Consider the following 17,605-nt stretch of genomic DNA (forward strand, 5'->3'; position numbering starts at 1 on the left):
CCGGACCTTCAGCTTGCCTGCGCGGGACTGCCACGCGGGCTGGTTTCACGAAGTGCGCCATCGGACCGCGGAGAGGCCGAATGCACTTTGCGAGCGCTGTACTCGCGCACTGGTAATGACATTATCAGTCGACGTCCGCGATGAACAGAAATGTGCCGCATACCCAGTGCTTTTGGAGCGGATTTTCCTGCGGTAATAGGATTCTCTTTAGTGGAGAATGCGTTCTCCGACCGTTTCCAGCAACACGTTGCTGACACCGCTGCCGCGACGCCCACCGCACCCCTGCGGTCGGGCAGTTCGCGATTCCCGGCGAACACGCTGGGGACTATCGGTCCCGAAATGGAGAATGCTAGTCTCCGGCGGGAGAGTGAGGGGTTCGCAGTGACACAGACTTCCGCCGGCATCGACGCCGACGCGCTCGGCAAGTGGCTCGACACCAATGACGCACCCGGCGCCGGTGAGCGTCCAGAACTCGAACTGTTGACCGGCGGGTCGCAGAACACGCTCTATCGGGTGGTCCGCGGCGAGCACCGGATGGTGCTGCGCATGCCGGGCGCCCGCGCCGACGACGCCCGGATCGACGGCCTGCTGCGTGAGATCCGACTGGTGCGCGCGCTCAAGGGCACCGATGTGCCGCACGCCGAACTCGTCGCGGCCGACGACAGCGGATCGGTGCTGGGCGCCCCGTTCTACGTCATGGCCGAGATCGACGGCTGGAGCCCGATGAACGGTGGCTGGCAGCCACCCTTCGACACCGATCTCGAGGCGCGGCGTGGCCTGGCGTTCCAGCTCGTCGAAGGCGCGGCCAAACTCGGCCGCGTCGACTGGCGCGCACAGGGCTTGGAGGGCTTCGGCCGGCCCGACGGGTTCCATGAGCGACAGGTCGACCGATGGCTGACCTTCCTGTCGGCCTACCAGGTGCGGGAGATGCCCGGCCTCGATGTCGCCGCGGAGTGGCTGCGCCGCAACCGACCCGGGCACTACACGCCCGGCATCATGCACGGCGACTACCAGTTCGCGAACGTCATGTACGCCCATGGTGGGCCCGCCCGGCTGGCCGCGATCGTCGACTGGGAGATGACCACGATCGGCGATCCCCTGCTGGATCTCGGCTGGGCGCTGCTGGGCTATGACGGCGAGGAGCCCGCCAGTGACGGCTTCTACCTCGATATGGCCGGTATGCCCACGCGCAGTGAGCTGTTGGAGCATTACGAGTCCATCAGCGGCCTGTCCACCGAGCACATCGGCTACTACCTGGTGCTGGCCAACTGGAAGCTGGGCATCATGCTCGAGAAGACCTACGCGGCGTCCCTGGCGCCCGACTCCAAGGTCGACCCCCGCGTAGCCGAGGCCATGGGACCAATGGTGCTGAAACTCATGACCACGGCCGCCGAGCTGGCCCGATCGTACGAAGGAGCCTGACGTGGCAGTCCCCGAGCAGCTGTTCGACCTGACCGATCGCGTAGTGCTGATCACCGGAGGAAGCCGCGGCCTCGGCCGCGAGATGGCGTTCGCCGCAGCGCGCTGTGGCGCCGACGTCGTCATCGCAAGCCGCAAGCTCGAGTCGTGCGAGGCCACCGCGGCCGAGATCGAGGCCGAAACCGGGCGCAGCGCATTTCCCTACGCGGTGCACGTCGGACGGTGGGATCAGCTCGACGGACTGGTCGAGGCCGCCTACGACCGGTTCGGCAGGGTCGATGTCCTGGTGAACAACGCGGGCATGTCCCCGGTGTACGACAAGCAGAGTGATGTCACCGAGAAGATGTTCGACGCCGTGGTCAACCTCAATCTCAAGGGCCCGTTCCGGCTTTCGGCCCTGGTCGGCGAACGCATGGTGGCCGACGGCGGCGGGGTGATCATCAACGTCAGCACACACGGGTCGCTGCGCCCGCACCCGTCGTTCATCCCCTACGCGGCGTCCAAAGCCGGTCTCAACGCCATGACCGAGGGGCTCGCGCATGCGTTCGGCCCGACGGTCCGGGTGAACACGCTGATGCCCGGGCCGTTCCTGACCGACATCAGCAAGGCGTGGAACTTCGGTGATGCCAACCCATTCGGGCACTTCGCCCTGCAGCGGGCGGGACAGCCCGCCGAGATCGTCGGCGCGGCACTGTTCCTGATGTCCGACGCCTCGAGTTACACCACCGGATCGATCCTGCGCGCCGATGGCGGAATCCCGTGATCGGCACAACGAAAGGAAACTGACATGGCCTGGGACTTCTCCACCGAACCCGAATTCGAAGAGAAACTGGTCTGGATCCGCGAGTTCGTCCGCGACGAGGTCGAACCACTCGAGGTGCTGTTCCCCGGCTGCGAGTTCCTCCCCCTCGACGACGAGCGCCGTGCGATCGTCGACCCACTCAAGCAACAGGTCCGGGACCGCGGCCTGTGGGCCCCGCATCTGGGGCCAGAGCTCGGCGGGCAGGGGTTCGGCGCGGTCAAGCTGACACTGATCAACGAGATCCTCGGCCGCAGCAGCTGGGCGCCGATCGTGTTCGGCACGCAGGCCCCCGACACCGGCAACGCCGAGATCCTGGCGCGCTTCGGCACGCAGGAGCAGAAGGACAACTACCTCGAAGGTCTGTTGTCGGGCGAGATCTTCTCGTGCTTCTCGATGACCGAACCCCAGGGCGGATCTGACCCCCGCGTGTTCACCACCCGTGCCGTGCCGGCCGACGACGGCAGCGGCGACTGGGTGATCAAGGGGCGCAAGTACTTCTCGTCGAACGCGTCGGTCGCGTCGTTCTTCATCGTCGTGGCGATCACCGATCCGGACGTCCCGGTGCACCGCGGTGCGTCGACCTTCCTGATCCCGGCCGGCACACCCGGATTGAACATCGAGGCCACCCACCACCTGGTGGGCTCGCTCCCCCATGAAGCCGGGCATTCGTTGATCCACTATGACGACGTGCGGGTGCCCGCGACCGCCATGCTCGGCGAGCCCGGCCACGGGTTCGAGATCCTGCAGGCCAGGCTGGCCGGCGGGCGCATCCACCACGCGATGCGGTCGATCGGCGTGGCCCAGCGCGCGCTGGACATGATGGCCCACCGCGCGAAAAGCCGTTTCACGCAGGGCAGTCCGTTGGCCGACAAACAACTGGTGCAGGCCTTCATCGCCGACTCCTATGCCGAACTGCTGCAGTTCCGGTTGACCGTGCTGCACGCCGCATGGTTGATCGACACCGCGGGAGAACACGCAGCCCGCAAGGAGATCGGCGTATGCAAGATCCTGGCGTCGCAGGTGCTCAAGTCGATCGGCATGCGCGCCATCCAGGTACACGGCGCCATGGGTCTGACCCAGCAGCTGCCGGTCACCAACGTGCTGCTCGGCGGTGTGGCGCTCGGCCTCGCCGACGGGCCCACCGAGGCGCACAAGGTCAATCTGGCCCGCATGCTGCTCAAGGGCTACGAGGCCGAGGATCCGGAATGGCCCAGCGAATTCAGCGAAGTGCGCATCGAGGCGGCCAGGGCGAAGTACGGCGACCGGGTCAAGAGCATCCCCTCGGTGCCCGCCGCGCCATGAGCACCCGCGTCGCGCGCGCGGTGGACCGCGCGCTGGACAGTCGGCACCGCGAGGCCACCGACGAGGTCGAACGGATCCTGGCCGCCGCGGTCACCGTGATGCAGCGGGTCGCCCCGGAACCGCCGCGCGTCAGCGACATCGTCGCCGAGGCCGGTGCGTCGAAGAAGGGTTTCTACCGCTACTTCGCGGGTAAGGACGAACTGCTGCTCGCGGTGATGGAACGCGGCATCGGCATCGTGGCGTCCTACCTGGGGCATCAGATGGAGAAGGTCGAGGATCCCGCCGAGAAGGTCAGTCGGTGGGTCGCCGGTGCGCTGGCGCAGGTTTCGGATCCGCATCTGATCAGCATGAGTCGCGCGGTCGTCGAGCAGATGACCCAGACCTCCCCCGTCGACGGGATCATGGCCCCGATGCGGGACCTGCTGGTCGACCCCATCGCCCAACTGGGCAGCGCCGACCCCGACCGGGACGCCGAGGCCGTGTTCCAGCTGACCATCGCGACCATGCGGCGCTATGTGGGATCCGGAACCCAACCCCAACCCGAGGACGTCACGCACCTGGTGCGATTCTGCCTGGGCGGCGTGACCGCAGACACGAAAGGTGCGCGATGAAGGCCATGCTGTGCCGCGAGTACGGTCCGCCGGAAAGCCTTGAACTCACCGACCTCCCCGACCCCGTGGCCGGACCCGGTCAAGTCGTGGTGCGGGTGCGCGCGGCCGCGGTCAACTTTCCGGATGTGCTGTTCATGTCGGGCTCCTACCAGGTGAAGATCCCGCCACCGTTCTCGCCGGGCAGTGAGTTCGCCGGCGAGGTGCTCGCGGTCGGCGACGGCGTCTCACTGCGGGTCGGTGACCGGGTGTCGGGCTCGACCATGGTGGGCGCGTTCGCCGAGCAGGTCGTCGTGCCCGCCGGGGCCGTGACGCCACTGGGCTCCGGCGTCGACTTCGCGTCGGCCGCGGCGTTCGGCGTCACCTACCGCACGGCGTACTACACGCTTCGCACGGTGGCACCCGTGCAGCCCGGTGACTGGGTGGTCGTGTTGGGCGCGGGCGGCGGCGTCGGGTTGGCGGCCGTGGACCTCGCCGTCACGATGGGCGCCAAGGTCATCGCGGCGGCATCGAGCGCCGACAAGCTCGAGGTGTGCCGGAGCCGCGGCGCCCACGCCGTCGTCAACTACGAAGACGAGAACCTGCGGGACCGCATCCGCGAGATCACCGAGGGTGCGGGCGCTTCCGTGGTGCTCGACCCGGTCGGCGGAGACTACTCCGAGCCGGCACTGCGTGCACTGGGGCGCGGCGGGACCTTCGTGACGCTGGGCTATGCCGCGGGTCGCATCCCCGCCATCCCGCTGAATCTCGTAATGCTCAAGGGAATCACGGTCAAGGGCATGGAGATCCGGACCTTCGCCACCGACTATCCCGATCAGGTGGAGCGGGACACCCGAGAACTCGATCAGATGTTCGCCGACGGCCGGGTGCGCCCCCACATCGGGTCGCGTTATCCCTTGGCCGAGGCGGCCGCAGCACTGCGCCATGTCGCCGACCGCAGAGCCATCGGCAAGGTGGTCATCGACGTCTGAGCCTCAACGCGGTCAGATCTGGGGTCACCAGGCCACGGTCAGGCTGTACACCCCGTAGGCCAGCCGGTCGTCCTTGAACGGCACCTCGTCCAACGGAATCGCCAGCCGCAGCGTCGGGATGCGGCGCACCAGGGTGTGGAAGACGATCTGCAGTTCGGCGCGGGCCAACTGCTGACCTACGCACTGGTGCCGCCCGAAACCGAATCCCAGTTCGTCGCGGGCGTTCTCGCGGGTCAGATCCAGCCGCTCGGGCTCCGGGAAGGTGGTCGCGTCCCAGTTCGCGGGCGCCAGGTCGAGGATGATGCCCTCGCCGGCCCGGATCGTCTCGCCCGCGATCTCGATGTCCTCCAACGCGACTCGGCGCTGACCGTTCTGGATGATGCTCAGGTAGCGCATCAACTCCTCGACCGCCAATGCGATCACCTTGGGATCGTCGGTCTCCCGCAGGATCGCGGCCTGCTCGGGATTCTCCAGCAGGGCCAGCACCCCGATGCCGATCATGTTGGCGGTGGTCTCGTGCCCGGCGATCAGCAGGCCCGTCCCCAACTGCGCGGCCTCCTTGACGCTGATCTCCCCGGCTGTGACGCGTTCGGCCAGATCGGAGACGGCATCCTCGGCGGGATTCGCCATCTTCTTCTCGATGAGATCGATCAGGTACTGATGCAGGCTCATCGCGCCCTTCTGCATGGCGTCGGCCGCGGCGTAGCGGGCCAGACCGGCATTGGCGTGTTCCTGGAAGAATTCGTGATCCTCATAGGGCACGCCCAGCATCTCACTGATCACCTTGGTGGGTACCGGGAGTGCCAGTGCCGTGACGATGTCGGCGGGCTGGGGACCGGCCAGCATCGCGTCGATGCACTCGTCGGTGACCTCCTGGATCGCCGAGCGCAGGCCTTCAACCCGCTTGAAGGTGAACGGCCGGGACAGCATTCGGCGGAACCTGGTGTGCTCCTCGGCATCCGAGGTGAACACCGACCGGGGCCGCTTGTCCACGGTGGACAGCATGTGTTCGTTCCAATGCGGGAATCCCGCGATGCGGTCATCCACGCTGACCCGGGAATCGGCGAAGAGGGTTCGGGCGACCTCGTAGCCCGTGATGAGCCAGGGAGTGCTGCCGTCCCAGATCCGAACCCGCGACAGCGGTGCCTTCGCCCCCAGTTCCATCACGCCCGGCGGCGGCGCGAAGGGGCAGGCCGCCGAGCGCTCCATCGGATACTCGGGGATGTCGACCTGCGTGCCGGAAAGGGTCTCGGTCATCTGCTCTTCCTTGCGGTGGGCTGGGGTGGGTTCTGGTCAGGCGCTGAGCGCGGACAGGTCACTCGTGGAGGCGGATCGCCATCGCCGGGCATGCCGCGACCGCCTCACGCACTCCGTCGAGGTGATCGTCGGAGGGGTTCCCGTCAAGCAGCACCACGCTGCCGTCGTCCTCGTCCTGGTCGAAGACGTCCGGCGCATGCGCGACGCAGTTGCCCGCGGAGACACACTTGGCTTGATCGACAGTCACTTTCATTCGGACTCTCCCTGCGTTCGCTGGGTCACCGGCGCCAGCAGCAACCCGGTGATCGCATCGACCAGACCGTCCGCGGTGGCGTCCCAGCCCGGCCGGGCCATCGGATCGCCGTGTGCCAGTGCGCGTTCCTGTTCGGCGAACATGTGCACGATCAGGTGACGCGCCATCGCATTGCGGGCGATCCGCACCTCCGCGGGCATCTCCGGAAGACATCTGTTCAGGCCTTCGATGATCCGCAGCACCGACGGTGAGGACAGCGACTCCTGAGACACCAGATCGCGATGCGCGGGGTCCGGCATCAGCTGCGCGGAGAACCGCGCATACGTCGACGTGCCATCCAGGTCGGTCAACGCCGTCAGGTGCGCCGCCAGCGGACGGACCAGGCACTCCACCCAGTCCCGCAGTTCCGGTGCCGTGCCCGACGCGTCGGCCTTCTCGAGGACCTTGGCGACCATCTGCTCGCACAGGCGCTCCACCCGCTCGTTGTGCTTGCGGACGATCGCGCGGATGAGATCGGCCTTGGTGCCGAAGTGGTATCCGACCGCGGCGTTGTTGCCCTGCCCGGCCTGGTCACTGACCTGGCGGTTGGACACCGCGAACACACCGTTCTCAGCGAAGAGGCGCTCGGCGGCCGTGAGGATGGCCTCCTGCGTGTTCTGCGCCCGCACGGAACGCAACGGCCTTGTGGCGGTCACCAGTCGAGTCAACCTTCCCCCACGGTTTAAGTCAAGCGCTTGATTTAGTGGGGATAGAGTGCGAGCGATGAGGTCACAGTTCACCCACCACGACGGTGTCCGCCTGCACTACCTCGACTCCGGCGGCGACTCTGCCGGGGACGACCGCGCACCCATCGTGTTCGTGCCGGGAATGACGTGTCTGGCCCACGACTACGAGGCGGTGCTGCCGGAGTTCGGCCGACGAACCGTGGTGGTCGAGGTGCGGGGTCACGGCCGCAGCGATGCGCCTGTCGATGGGTACGACCTGGAGACGCTCAGCGGTGACGTCGGCGCAGTGGTCGACGCGGTGACCGAGGGCCCCGTGCACATCGTGAGCTTCTCGCGCGGCACGTCGGCCGCGGTCCTGTGGACGCTGGGGCACTCCGATCGGGTGCGGTCGCTGTCGATCGGCGACTACGTGCCCGAGGAGAAACTCGTGCCCGACGACGCGGTGCGCTGGCTGCTGGACGGCAAGTGGCGCGGCACACCCGTGCGGGATCGACTGGACGAGAAGGCCGCGCTTCTGACGTTCCAGGCGGCGCGGGAGCGCTCGTTCTGGGAACCGTTGGCGCAGTCCGGAATTCCGCTGCTCGCAGTTCGCAGCCCCGAGTCCCAGGTGATCATCCCCGACGAGGTCTGGGACCGCTACGCGCGTCTGTTCCCCGCCGCCGAGCTGGTCGAATTCGCCGACTCCCCGCACGACATCTTCCGCCCCGACCGCGCCCGCTACCCGCGGTTGGTCGCCGAGCACGCCGATCGCGCCGACGGTCGCTAGGACTTCTCCGCCTTGGGCTTGCGGACGATCACCTTCCCGGCCACCGTCCCTCCGTCGATCGGCAGCACCGTACCCGTGACATAGCGCGAGCGGTCACCCGCGAAGTACAGCGCGGCCTCGGCGACGTCCTCGACCGTGCCCTCCCGCTTGAGCGGGCGGTCCGCGCGCATCTGGGCGCGGATGCCCTCCTCGAACTGTTCGAGACGCTCGAGGTCCTCTCCCGTGGCCGACTTCTTCACGATCGCGGTGCGGATATTGCCTGGAGCGATCGCGTTGACGCGAATCTCGTAGTGCGCCAGTTCGATTGCCGCCGACTTCGTGAACTGGATGACCGCGGCCTTGGAGGCGCGGTAGGTCTGCACTCCCCCGCCCGCCTGGATACCGCCAATCGAGGTGAGGTTCAGGATCGACCCGCCGCCGTGTTCGGCCATGTACCGCGCAGCGTCGCGGGTGCCCGCCATCACGCCGAGCACGTTGACCCCCATCACCCTGTGGAAATCGGCCAGGTCATCGTCCAGGAAGCGACGGTGCATGGTGCCCGAGACTCCCGCGTTGTTCACTATGATGTCCAGGCCGCCGAACTCCTCGATCGCGGTCGACACCAGCCGGCCGACCTGCTCGATGGCGGAGACGTCGGTGGGCACGAAAAGGCCGTCCCCGCCGAGCGGTTCACCCTCGGCGATGTCACCCACGACGACCTTGGCGCCCTCGGCCACAAACCGCTCGGCGATACCGCGGCCCAATCCCCCCGCACCCCCGGTGATGACGGCGACCTTGCCGGCGAGTTCTCCGGTGCTCATGACGCGCATGCTCCCCTGTCGTTGTGTTCCGAGTCCTGATGTTCGGCGAAGAAGGACAGCAGCAGGTCGTTGACGACCTGTGGCTGTTCGATCTGCGGGCAGTGCCCAGCGGCGTCGACGACCACCGAGCGTGCACCACCGATCTGCGCGGCGATCTCGGCGGCCCACCCCGCGGGCAGCAGCTTGTCGGCGCCGCCCTCGACGATCAGCGCCGGGACGGTGATGCGTTCATAGGGGCGTGTGCTCGACAGCGCCGGCGGTGGCTCTGTCCCCGGGCGGCGGAATCGCGCCGCGGCGATCGCCTCCCATGCGCCGGGCACAGTGGCCGATTCGTGTCTGCGCGCCACGTATGCCTCGTCGTTCGGGTAGGTGGGGTCGTGGAACAGCGCCTCGACGATGCGGCGCATGGCCGGCAGGGTCGCGTCGTAGTCGTACAGCGCCTGCATGTGCTCACCCGCTTGGATCTCCCCACCACCGCAGATCGCGACCAGGGTCCGTATCGGCAGCAGCGGGGTCTCCGAAGTGGCGTCGACCAGCAGGTTGATCGCCCCCATCGAGTTGCCGACGAAGTGCGCCGAGGTCACGCCCATGGCCGCACAGAAGGCCGCGATGTGCCGGATCCGCATTCCACGGCCGTCGACGAAGTCGAGCACCTTGGCCGACCCGCCGTAGCCGAGCATGTCGGGAGCCAGCACGCGGTGCTGATCGGCGAGCGCGGAAATGGTGCGTTCCCAGCCGAGTTCGGCGCTGGCACCGAACTCCCCGCCGTGCAGCAGAACCACCGGATCACGCGCCGGATCGCCGGCTTCCAGGTAGGTCGTGGTCAGGCCGTCGACGGCGATGGTCTTGCGTTCGAAGTCCACGGCCACACGATACTGATGTTTTCCGAATTGGAGAACATCATTCTCGAATCGGTGGCGCGACCAGGGTGCTCAGCCCTGGTCGTTGGCCGACGCCTCCAGGGCGGCGGCGACAGCTTCGAATTCAGCCAGCGCGGCGGTCAGGTCCTCCACGATCTCGCGGGCGATGACCTCCGGCGCTGGGAGGTTGTCGGCGTCCTCCAGCGATTCGTCGCGCAGCCAGGAGATGTCGAGATTCACCTTGTCGCGGGCGATGAGGTCGTCATAGGTGAACGCTTTCCACCGCTCCGACTCGACGCGCTCTTCGTGCGGCTTACCCGATAAGTAGCAGTCGACGAACTCATCGAGGTGGTGCCGCCGCAAGGGGTTCTGTTTGAGCGTGAAGTGCTGGTTGGTACGCAGATCGTAGACCCACAGCTTGCTGGTCCACGGCTGCTCGGCCGCTGGCTTCTTGTCGAAGAACAGCACGTTCGCCTTCACGCCCTGGGCGTAGAAGATGCCGGTTGGAAGGCGCAACATGGTGTGAAGATCGAAGTCTTCCAGTAGTTTTCGACGCAGGGTCTCGCCGGCACCGCCTTCGAACAGCACGTTGTCAGGCAGCACAACGGCCGCGCGCCCGTTGATGTCGAGAATCGTCATGATGTGCTGCAGGAAGTTGAGCTGCTTGTTACTGGTGGTGACGACGAAGTCCTGGCGCTCGATTTCGACGTCGTCGCGCACTTCCCGCCCGTCGGCGCCGACCATGGTCAGCGACGATTTGCGTCCGAACGGCGGGTTGGACAGCACCACCGACCATCGCTGACCTGGATCGGCGATCAAGGCATCGCGGACCTCGATCAACGATGGACCATCGGCAGTGCCAATACCGTGCAGCAGCAGGTTCATCGCCGCCAGCCGCGCGGTGCCGTCGACGAGCTCATACCCGGTGGCGAATTTGTCCCGCAGATGGTTCCGTTGCGTCGGGGTGAGCTTTCCCGCTCCCTCTGCGACGTGTTCGTGGGCGACGAGGAGGAATCCCCCGGTGCCACAGGCCGGGTCGACAATTGTGTCCGCTACCGAAGGATCGATCACGTCCACAATTGCGCGGATGAGGTCGCGCGGCGTGAAGTACTGGCCCGCTCCAGAACCCTTGTCGGACGCCCCCTTGGCGAGCAGTTCCTCGTAGGCGTCGCCCTTGAGGTCGGTGCCCGAGGCAGACCAGTTCTCCTTATCGATCAGGTCGATGATAAGACGCTTGAGCTTCGCCGGATCTTGAACCCTGTTCTGTGCCTTGCGGTATATGGTTCCAAGCGTTCCCGGCTGCTGTGCGAGCCCCACCAGGATGTTCGTGTACTCAACCTCAAGGTCGGTGCCTTCGGCATCGAGCAGCTTCTGCCAGGAATACTCGTCGGGAACGATTTTCTGCGGGTTCAATTTTCGGGTCGCCCGCTCGTGGGCCATCTTCAAGAACAACAGGTAGGTGAGCTGTTCCGTGTACTCGATGACCCCAACTCCGTCGTCGCGCAGCACATTGCAGTACGACCAGAGTTTGTCGACGAGGCGGCGTGATTCAGACATGCATTCCTTTGAATTCAGCTGCGGACATTCAGATTCGGTACGCCCTGGAAAACGGTGTCGCCAGAGAACAGTTCGAGGCCTTTGGCGATCGCACAGGCCGCGATCCATCGATCGGCCGTGTGGATCTTCTGGCCGAGCGCATGCCCGATCGCTAGGCACTCTGCCGTGAGGGTCGCGTGGGCATCAACGACGTCGTTATCCGACTGGATGGTCGGGGTGCGGCCCAAAATCTCCTGGAGACGAGTGACCCGCGGTGCACCCCATCCCCGCTGACGAGCGCCTGCAAGAATTTCCGCCCGAGTCTGGAACGAGATGATGACCCGGCGATTCGCAAGCGCTTCTGTCCAGGCTGTTGTACGTGGATCGGCACCCCTGAGGAGCACGTAGACACAGCTGAAGACATCGGTGTCGACAATCGCGGTCAGCACAGTCATGAACGAATGACCCGAAGGAACTCCGCTGCTTCCTCATCAGTGAGGTCGAGCCCACCAGTCGGATCTGGGCCAGGCGCACTCGCAAGGATCTCCTCGATGGAAACGACACGGCTGCCCAAGAACTCCGCCGCGGGATCGCCCGTCTCATGCACGCGCGCATGGTCCAGGGCCACGACGCGTCCCGTCCGCGCCAGCACCGCGTCCCCCTCTGCGGTCACCCACCGCCCGACGAGCCGTGCGGCGGCCCGGTCTTCGATCACCCGTCGAAGGTCGACGGTGTTGTCGACGTCGTCACGGATTCGGAAGGTATGCGAGCGCAGGTCCACCTTCTCCAGCCACCCGGCAGCGGTGCCCGGTCCCGCGGAAGTGACCCGATCGACCGCCCAGGTCTCGAGGTGGATCTGCGTTCCGTTGATGCGCACATCGGCGCGGTCCGGCGAGGAGACGACCGTTGTTGGTGCCGCTCCCCGCAGGGCGGCGGCGAGCTTGCCCGCTGACTCAGCGACCAGTGTGCTCGTCCAGTCGGGCCTCTGGTCGGCTCCGATGGCGCCCAGAATGTCCCACAGCCGGTCGTCCGCATCAGACAGTCCGGGGACCTCTACGTCCAGCTGGTCGGTCGGCCCTTTGCTGACCTTGAGCACGGTGCTGCCTGCGGTGATGGCGTCCAGGCGGAGTTCGGCGAACTCTTCGACGTACTGCTTCGACCGGCCGGGACCCGCAGCGTCAGCGGCCTCCCTGCTGAGGCGGGTCACCAGCTCCTGCAGGGCTGCGGCAATGCCGCTCAGGTCCTTAAGCGTGATCTCACCGCTGGGTGTCGCGCCATCGATGAGACGCAGCTCGATCTGCTTGATCATGATCGGCGCCTCCCATCTGCATTGCGTGCGGCCACCTGCAATTCTGCCTCGTTCGCAGGCGATGACCACTCAGATACTCGCAGAACCGTCCGACAACCGAGAAGGCCCTTACTCGACGCCCCGGCTCTCCCAGTCTCCGAACGTCGAGCCATCGGCCGCGATCCACTCTCGCCGACCGTTGCACGACCGGCCCAGTGCAATGGAGCCGGCGGTCGAGGGCGAGGTGAACGGGATGTTCCGCGTGACGCGACCCCGCCCCGCTTCAACAGCGATCGCACCGTCGGCGACCAGGCTTTCATGCTGAGCCCGATACGACGCGTACGACTTCACAGTGCTCTCCGCCTTACCGACGCCCTGCCAGGTGGCGACCACGGTCGATCCCGCCAGCATGGTGAACTCACCGTCGACCTGCTGGGCTCGGGCGTCCACGTCGAGCTTGCCGTTGCGCAGCTGGAACACCGGTGAGAGCGACTCGTCTCGACTGTCACTCGGACCGGGCTTCGCCGAGGGAACTCGGATCGCATTGACGCCCAGCACGGGGAGCACGATCTCCAGTTGCGTCACGAAGTAGTCCATATCGGAGGCGTCGGCTTCGGGCAACGCGGGCAGCGGCGGAGCGGTGCCGTTCTCGACCTTCACTCGGCCGGCGCGTTTGGCCAGATCGATGATCCGTGACTCCAGGTAGCGGCCGTGCGCCTTGGTCAGGTTCGCGTCCTTCGAGGTGATCACCACCACGCGGTCCCAGAAGTCCTTCTCCCGTTGGTGATAGCGCAACCGTTCAGCGACGACGTCGGCTTCACCGATGTAGCACCGGGTGTTCCCAACCGCTTCTTCGTCCTCACCAAGCAACAGGTAGGCACCGGTACGTTGCGCCTCATCGCGTTTGAGCAGATCTGCCAGCTCGGAACGCGGCGCCGATAGAACGTGGCCGGTCCAGTTGGTGATCTCCGCGGTGGTGAGGCTGCCTGGGCTGCCGTCGACCAGGAAGAGCTTGATCTGCCTGCCGGTCATACGGATTCGAGCGCTTCGAGCTGTTCCTCCGACGAGTTGGTGAGGCGGCCGGAGAATGCCGCGGCGAGGAGAGAACGACGCAACAATCCGGCTCTGAGTCGCGTTCGGCCGATTGCCTCGATTTGCACTTGATACGCAGCGGCTACCCGCTCGACCCGTTCGACGATCTGGCGTTGAGTCGAATGATCGGGTACTGGGACTGGGACGTCAGCAATGGCTTTCTGGTCGATCTTGGGCATAGAACCGGCGAGGCCTTTTGCCTTTCGACGAAGCTGGCTGTGGCTCCGCTCGGACCTCAGAACCGCGATTAGGAACCGAGGGTCGACCTTCGATTCGTCCGCACGCAGCCGGATAAGGAGATCCGGGAATATCGCCCAACGCTTCGCCCCTGTGTATAGCGCAGAAGTCCCGACCAAATCCGGAGTATTCGAACGCTGGACAAGGATATCTCCAGGCTCTAGCCATAGCCCTGCGGCGCGCTCGCGCGTTGTAACTGTTAGCTTCGTATTCGCTTCAGTGAAGGAGTTCTTGGTCACCGCAGTGAGCGTCAACGTCCTGATACCTGATTCGCCTCCCTTAATAGCGCGGTCTGAACGCCCGTTTCGCATTGGCTCTCGCAATAATTCGCCCACGGGGGTACAGGTGGTTGGCATCGACCATATCGCGGTATCAACCGCCCTCCGATACCACACTTCGAGCCGTCGGGCGGCACGATCAAGGTTAACTTCAGCAGCGTCGAGGCGCGACATGTGGTCTTCGAGAGTGGCGACGATCCGGCGTTGCTCGGCAAGCACCGGCAGTGGAATAGGAATTCGGCGCATCGCCGCCTGAGTCAGTTTCAGGCGGGTCGTACCATTCACGAAGCCGCGGTAGTCAGCAGCATTGAGATAATAGCTGAGAAACTTACGATCGAGCACGTCCCGCGGACGGAGAACATGCGCATGATTATTCACCCACGCTGGCCCTTCGATGAGGTAGGCCTTGGGTTTTGATGGATCAAAGAACTGAACGCCGTCCTCTCCGAGCAGCACAAGGGGCTCGTCGAAGATTGCCTTATCTATCGTTCCCACTTGGCCGGTCGCACCGTAATACGGTACCTCTCCGGGACGTTTTGCACGTTCATTCGCGCTAACCGGAATACGACGTGAATCGAGAATTTCGACCAGGATGCCCAGATCGCGCACCCGCCATGAAGATGGAAAATCGATCACGCCGTCAGCTCCGCATTCAACTCGTCGATCAACTCCGCCGCCCGATCGCCCAAATCCCTGATCGCCCCGTCGGTCCCACCGCGCTCCGTGAACGGCGCATCGTCGAGGTCCTCCACCCGAATACCAGCCGAACTCGCGATCACCGACACCATCCGGTCCAGCCACCACCGCTCGGTGTCGCTGAACGTCACCCCGGCCTGCTCCTGCTGCGTCAACCACGCCGCGTACTTCTCCCGCACCCGGTCACCGTAGGGCACGAGCTCCTCGTCGACGCCGGTGGCATACCGGATGAGCGACACCAGGTCGGTCACCGCGTGTGTGGCGCTCTTGTGCACCTTGGCGCCGTCGATCGCGGCGTAGGCGTTCCAGATGAGGTCGGGCGTCCAATTATGAGGTGGTCGAGCAATTCTCGCCGCCAACCCCTCGATGAAGCCGAAGTCGATGCGCCGCTCACCGGCCTCGTACCCCAACTGCAGTGCCGTGATCTCATCGCGGTGCTCATCGAGATAGGCGGCCCAGGACTCCACGATCGACTGGGCCTTGCCGGTGTCCACCACTCCCCCGGCCTCGATCAGCTCATCGGCGCTGACCTCGTCGATGATGCGGTCGTGCGCGGCCCGAAGTTCCAGGACGCGGTTGCGCAGCTCCGGGTTCGACGCGATCGGCACCAGAGCCGCTTCGATGGCCTCGGGTGTCGTGGTCGAGGGCTCGACCGCATCGACCAGCGTGCGGATGATGTCGCGCACCGGTTGCCCGGCCACCTCATCGAGTTCGACCCGCTCAGCATCGGTCAGGTCGAGTTCGAGTTTGGCCAGCCGCGAGGCCAGGGTGGCCGCCTCATCCTCGGTGATCGTCAGGTTCGCGGCCTGCTCCAGCAGCTTCTTCAACGGCACCGACCGTTGTCGGTTCAGTGGTGGTTCGACGAAGTCGTGTTCGGTGACACCGACTGCGTCGACAATGACGAACCGGGTCTTGGTCGTGGCGTCTGGGGTGACCGCCTGGAAGTCGGCATCGGGAATGGTGCGTGCACCCCGGCCCTTCATCTGCTCGAAGTACTGTGCCGATCGCACGTCACGCATGAAGAACACACACTCCAGCGGTTTGACGTCGGTGCCGGTGGCGATCATGTCGACTGTCACCGCGATACGCAGACCCGGACTGGTGCGAAACGCCTTCAACTGCGCCTTGGCGTTGCGGGCGTTGTAGGTGATTTTGGCAGCGAACTCGTTGCCTTTGCCGAACACTTCGCGCACCTGTTTGACGATCTCCTCGGCGTGGTTGTCATCCTTGGCGAAGATGAGCGTCTTCGGAACCGTGCTGCGGCCAGGAAATATCTCCGTGAACAGGCGGTCACGGAATGTCTCCAGCACCGTGCGGATCTGGTCGGTGGCGGTGACCGCTCGGTCGAGCTGTCCCGGAACGTAATCCAGATCGTCATCGAGTGCCTCGAGACGCTGTTCGCGGGTGCGGCGGTCCACCTTCGGAACGATCGTCCCCGCGTCGATGTGCGATCCCTGGTCGCTGATCTTGGTCCGGATGCGGTACACGTCGAAGTCGACGTTGACGCCGTCGGCCACCGATTCCGGGTATGTGTAGTCCGAGACCAGGTTCTGCTTGAAGAACGCAAACGTCTGCTTACCGGGTGTCGCAGTCAGACCGACAATGTGCGCATCGAAGTACTCCAGGACTCCGCGCCACACCCCGTAGATGCTGCGGTGTGCCTCGTCGACGATGACCAGATCAAACGTCTCCGGCGGCAGCGCGTCGCTGTAGGAAACAGTGACGGGCGTGTCCGGGACGTAGTCGTCGATATCGGGGTCGTCGGCATCGCTGACCTCACCGGCTTTGATGAAGCGGAACACCCGCTGAATCGTCGAGATGGTGACCTTCGTCGATCCCAGCAGACCCACGCTGGAGAGCTTGTTGACGTTGTACAGCTCGGTGAAGCGTCGGCCGTCATCTGGTGTGCGGTAGTTCTGGAACTCCCCCAACGTCTGGTCTGCGAGATTGTTGCGATCGACCAGGAACAGGATCCGCTCGAAGCCGCCGTGCTTGAGCAGTCGATAGGACTGCGTCACCGCCGTGAACGTCTTGCCCGCACCCGTCGCCATCTGCACCAAAGACCTGTCGCACTGCTGATTGGCCAAGCTCTGCTCAACCCCGTTGATGGCCTCGATCTGCGCCGGCCTCAGCGCATCAGTGTCCAGCGCGGGCAACTTGCGGACCTTTGCGCGCCAGGTGGGGTTATCCGGATTCGTCTCGGCCTCACGGAGGTGACGGGCCAGTGTCTCGGGCCGCGGCACATTGAAGATCAGCCTGGCACGCGGATCCGGATCGAACCCGTTGGTGAAATGGGTTTCCACACCGGATGCCTCAAACACGAACGGCAATCGTCCGTCCCGTGTCTTGGCCGCAATCCGTACGTCGGCGGGCAGGCCGTCGGCGTACATCGCCGACTGCCACTCCACGCCCGAGAGCGGTGTGCCCACGGGTTTGGCCTCGATGACGCCGACAACGGCCTTGTCGACGTACAGCAGGTAATCGACACGACCGTGGCCGGGTTTCATCACGACCTCGCGGACGGCGACCCCCTGCGCCGCGAACAGGTTGAGGTCCTTCTTGTCCTGGACCACCCAACCCGCCTGGGTCAGCTGTGCATCGATGAGCTTGCGGGCGCGCGCTTCGGCCGGCAGCCGGGCGTCGTCATCCGAGTCACTCATACTGGATCACAGGTTAACCATTCCGAGCCACGATGGGCCAGAGATCAGCGCCCTG

At 65.4% G+C, this 17,605-nt stretch carries 17 protein-coding genes; 6 read left to right on the forward strand and 11 right to left on the reverse strand.

What is annotated here, in order from left to right; all coding sequences use genetic code 11:
- Positions 1–339: 339 nt before the first annotated feature.
- The 5 genes from A5727_RS14490 to A5727_RS14510 are packed head-to-tail and all read left to right on the forward strand — an operon-like array spanning position 340 to position 5,102.
- On the forward strand, positions 340–1,422 hold the full coding sequence (locus A5727_RS14490; RefSeq protein ID WP_068250383.1) for a phosphotransferase family protein: 1,083 nt from the start codon (positions 340–342) through the stop codon (positions 1,420–1,422).
- A 1-nt stretch (position 1,423) separates the two neighbouring features.
- Positions 1,424–2,182, forward strand: coding sequence for an SDR family NAD(P)-dependent oxidoreductase (locus A5727_RS14495; protein ID WP_157521389.1), 759 nt, complete (start codon positions 1,424–1,426; stop codon positions 2,180–2,182).
- Positions 2,183–2,206: 24 nt separating this feature from the next.
- The gene (locus A5727_RS14500; protein WP_068250386.1) at positions 2,207–3,523 is read left to right on the forward strand and encodes an acyl-CoA dehydrogenase family protein; all 1,317 of its coding nucleotides are present in this window, start codon (positions 2,207–2,209) and stop codon (positions 3,521–3,523) included.
- The gene (locus tag A5727_RS14505; protein ID WP_068250390.1) at positions 3,520–4,134 is read left to right on the forward strand and encodes a TetR/AcrR family transcriptional regulator; all 615 of its coding nucleotides are present in this window, start codon (positions 3,520–3,522) and stop codon (positions 4,132–4,134) included. The genes A5727_RS14500 and A5727_RS14505 overlap by 4 nt, the downstream gene beginning before the upstream one ends.
- Positions 4,131–5,102 (forward strand): NADPH:quinone oxidoreductase family protein, encoded by a 972-nt coding sequence (locus tag A5727_RS14510; protein ID WP_068250393.1) that lies wholly within the window; start codon positions 4,131–4,133, stop codon positions 5,100–5,102. The genes A5727_RS14505 and A5727_RS14510 overlap by 4 nt, the downstream gene beginning before the upstream one ends.
- Before the next feature lie 24 nt (positions 5,103–5,126).
- Here the strand turns inward: A5727_RS14510 and A5727_RS14515 are convergent, their stop codons facing one another.
- Genes A5727_RS14515 through A5727_RS14525 form a run of 3 tightly spaced genes read right to left on the reverse strand, consistent with a single transcriptional unit; the run spans position 5,127 to position 7,310 of the window.
- A complete protein-coding gene (locus A5727_RS14515) occupies positions 5,127–6,359 on the reverse strand; it encodes a cytochrome P450 (RefSeq protein ID WP_068250395.1) in 1,233 nt (410 codons plus the stop codon).
- A 58-nt stretch (positions 6,360–6,417) separates the two neighbouring features.
- Entirely contained in the window at positions 6,418–6,612 is a 195-nt protein-coding gene (locus tag A5727_RS14520; RefSeq protein ID WP_068250398.1) for a ferredoxin, read from the reverse strand.
- Complete coding sequence (locus tag A5727_RS14525; RefSeq protein WP_068250502.1) at positions 6,609–7,310, reverse strand: TetR/AcrR family transcriptional regulator; 702 nt, start codon at positions 7,308–7,310, stop codon at positions 6,609–6,611. Before A5727_RS14525 ends, A5727_RS14520 begins: the two co-directional genes overlap by 4 nt.
- Before the next feature lie 64 nt (positions 7,311–7,374).
- Between A5727_RS14525 and A5727_RS14530 the strand changes: the two genes are divergently transcribed.
- Positions 7,375–8,103, forward strand: coding sequence for an alpha/beta fold hydrolase (locus A5727_RS14530; protein ID WP_068250401.1), 729 nt, complete (start codon positions 7,375–7,377; stop codon positions 8,101–8,103).
- Here A5727_RS14530 and A5727_RS14535 read toward each other — a convergent pair.
- From A5727_RS14535 to A5727_RS14570, 8 genes are all read right to left on the reverse strand, one after another.
- Positions 8,100–8,903: an SDR family NAD(P)-dependent oxidoreductase gene (locus tag A5727_RS14535; RefSeq protein ID WP_068250505.1), complete on the reverse strand. Its 804-nt coding sequence runs from the start codon at positions 8,901–8,903 to the stop codon at positions 8,100–8,102. The genes A5727_RS14530 and A5727_RS14535 overlap by 4 nt on opposite strands.
- Positions 8,900–9,766, reverse strand: a complete 867-nt coding sequence (locus A5727_RS14540) for an alpha/beta fold hydrolase (protein WP_068250508.1) — start codon at positions 9,764–9,766, stop codon at positions 8,900–8,902. Before A5727_RS14540 ends, A5727_RS14535 begins: the two co-directional genes overlap by 4 nt.
- 69 nt (positions 9,767–9,835) lie before the next feature.
- Complete coding sequence (locus A5727_RS14545) at positions 9,836–11,320, reverse strand: class I SAM-dependent DNA methyltransferase (RefSeq protein WP_068250404.1); 1,485 nt, start codon at positions 11,318–11,320, stop codon at positions 9,836–9,838.
- Between the two features lie 14 nt (positions 11,321–11,334).
- Positions 11,335–11,754, reverse strand: coding sequence for a PIN domain-containing protein (locus A5727_RS14550; protein ID WP_068250407.1), 420 nt, complete (start codon positions 11,752–11,754; stop codon positions 11,335–11,337).
- The gene (locus A5727_RS14555) at positions 11,751–12,608 is read right to left on the reverse strand and encodes a hypothetical protein (RefSeq protein WP_068250410.1); all 858 of its coding nucleotides are present in this window, start codon (positions 12,606–12,608) and stop codon (positions 11,751–11,753) included. Before A5727_RS14555 ends, A5727_RS14550 begins: the two co-directional genes overlap by 4 nt.
- 108 nt (positions 12,609–12,716) lie before the next feature.
- Entirely contained in the window at positions 12,717–13,619 is a 903-nt protein-coding gene (locus A5727_RS14560; RefSeq protein WP_068250413.1) for a GIY-YIG nuclease family protein, read from the reverse strand.
- Positions 13,616–14,830, reverse strand: a complete 1,215-nt coding sequence (locus A5727_RS27015; protein ID WP_082949818.1) for a restriction endonuclease subunit S — start codon at positions 14,828–14,830, stop codon at positions 13,616–13,618. The genes A5727_RS14560 and A5727_RS27015 overlap by 4 nt, the downstream gene beginning before the upstream one ends.
- Positions 14,827–17,550, reverse strand: a complete 2,724-nt coding sequence (locus tag A5727_RS14570; RefSeq protein ID WP_068250419.1) for a type I restriction endonuclease subunit R — start codon at positions 17,548–17,550, stop codon at positions 14,827–14,829. Before A5727_RS14570 ends, A5727_RS27015 begins: the two co-directional genes overlap by 4 nt.
- Positions 17,551–17,605: the final 55 nt, after the last annotated feature.

Source organism: Mycobacterium sp. ACS4331, assembly GCF_001667265.1.
Lineage (GTDB): Bacteria > Actinomycetota > Actinomycetes > Mycobacteriales > Mycobacteriaceae > Mycobacterium.

Excerpts from the sequence above, each read along its gene's own strand:
- A5727_RS14490 (WP_068250383.1), top strand. The coding sequence starts at position 340 with ATGGAGAATGCTAGTCTCCGGCGGGAGAGTGAGGGGTTCGCAGTGACA.
- A5727_RS14500 (WP_068250386.1), top strand. The coding sequence starts at position 2,207 with ATGGCCTGGGACTTCTCCACCGAACCCGAATTCGAAGAGAAACTGGTC.
- A5727_RS14505 (WP_068250390.1), top strand. The coding sequence starts at position 3,520 with ATGAGCACCCGCGTCGCGCGCGCGGTGGACCGCGCGCTGGACAGTCGG.
- A5727_RS14510 (WP_068250393.1), top strand. The coding sequence starts at position 4,131 with ATGAAGGCCATGCTGTGCCGCGAGTACGGTCCGCCGGAAAGCCTTGAA.
- A5727_RS14515 (WP_068250395.1), bottom strand. The coding sequence starts at position 6,359 with ATGACCGAGACCCTTTCCGGCACGCAGGTCGACATCCCCGAGTATCCG.
- A5727_RS14520 (WP_068250398.1), bottom strand. The coding sequence starts at position 6,612 with ATGAAAGTGACTGTCGATCAAGCCAAGTGTGTCTCCGCGGGCAACTGC.
- A5727_RS14530 (WP_068250401.1), top strand. The coding sequence starts at position 7,375 with ATGAGGTCACAGTTCACCCACCACGACGGTGTCCGCCTGCACTACCTC.
- A5727_RS14535 (WP_068250505.1), bottom strand. The coding sequence starts at position 8,903 with ATGAGCACCGGAGAACTCGCCGGCAAGGTCGCCGTCATCACCGGGGGT.
- A5727_RS14545 (WP_068250404.1), bottom strand. The coding sequence starts at position 11,320 with ATGTCTGAATCACGCCGCCTCGTCGACAAACTCTGGTCGTACTGCAAT.
- A5727_RS14550 (WP_068250407.1), bottom strand. The coding sequence starts at position 11,754 with ATGACTGTGCTGACCGCGATTGTCGACACCGATGTCTTCAGCTGTGTC.
- A5727_RS14555 (WP_068250410.1), bottom strand. The coding sequence starts at position 12,608 with ATGATCAAGCAGATCGAGCTGCGTCTCATCGATGGCGCGACACCCAGC.
- A5727_RS14560 (WP_068250413.1), bottom strand. The coding sequence starts at position 13,619 with ATGACCGGCAGGCAGATCAAGCTCTTCCTGGTCGACGGCAGCCCAGGC.
- A5727_RS14570 (WP_068250419.1), bottom strand. The coding sequence starts at position 17,550 with ATGAGTGACTCGGATGACGACGCCCGGCTGCCGGCCGAAGCGCGCGCC.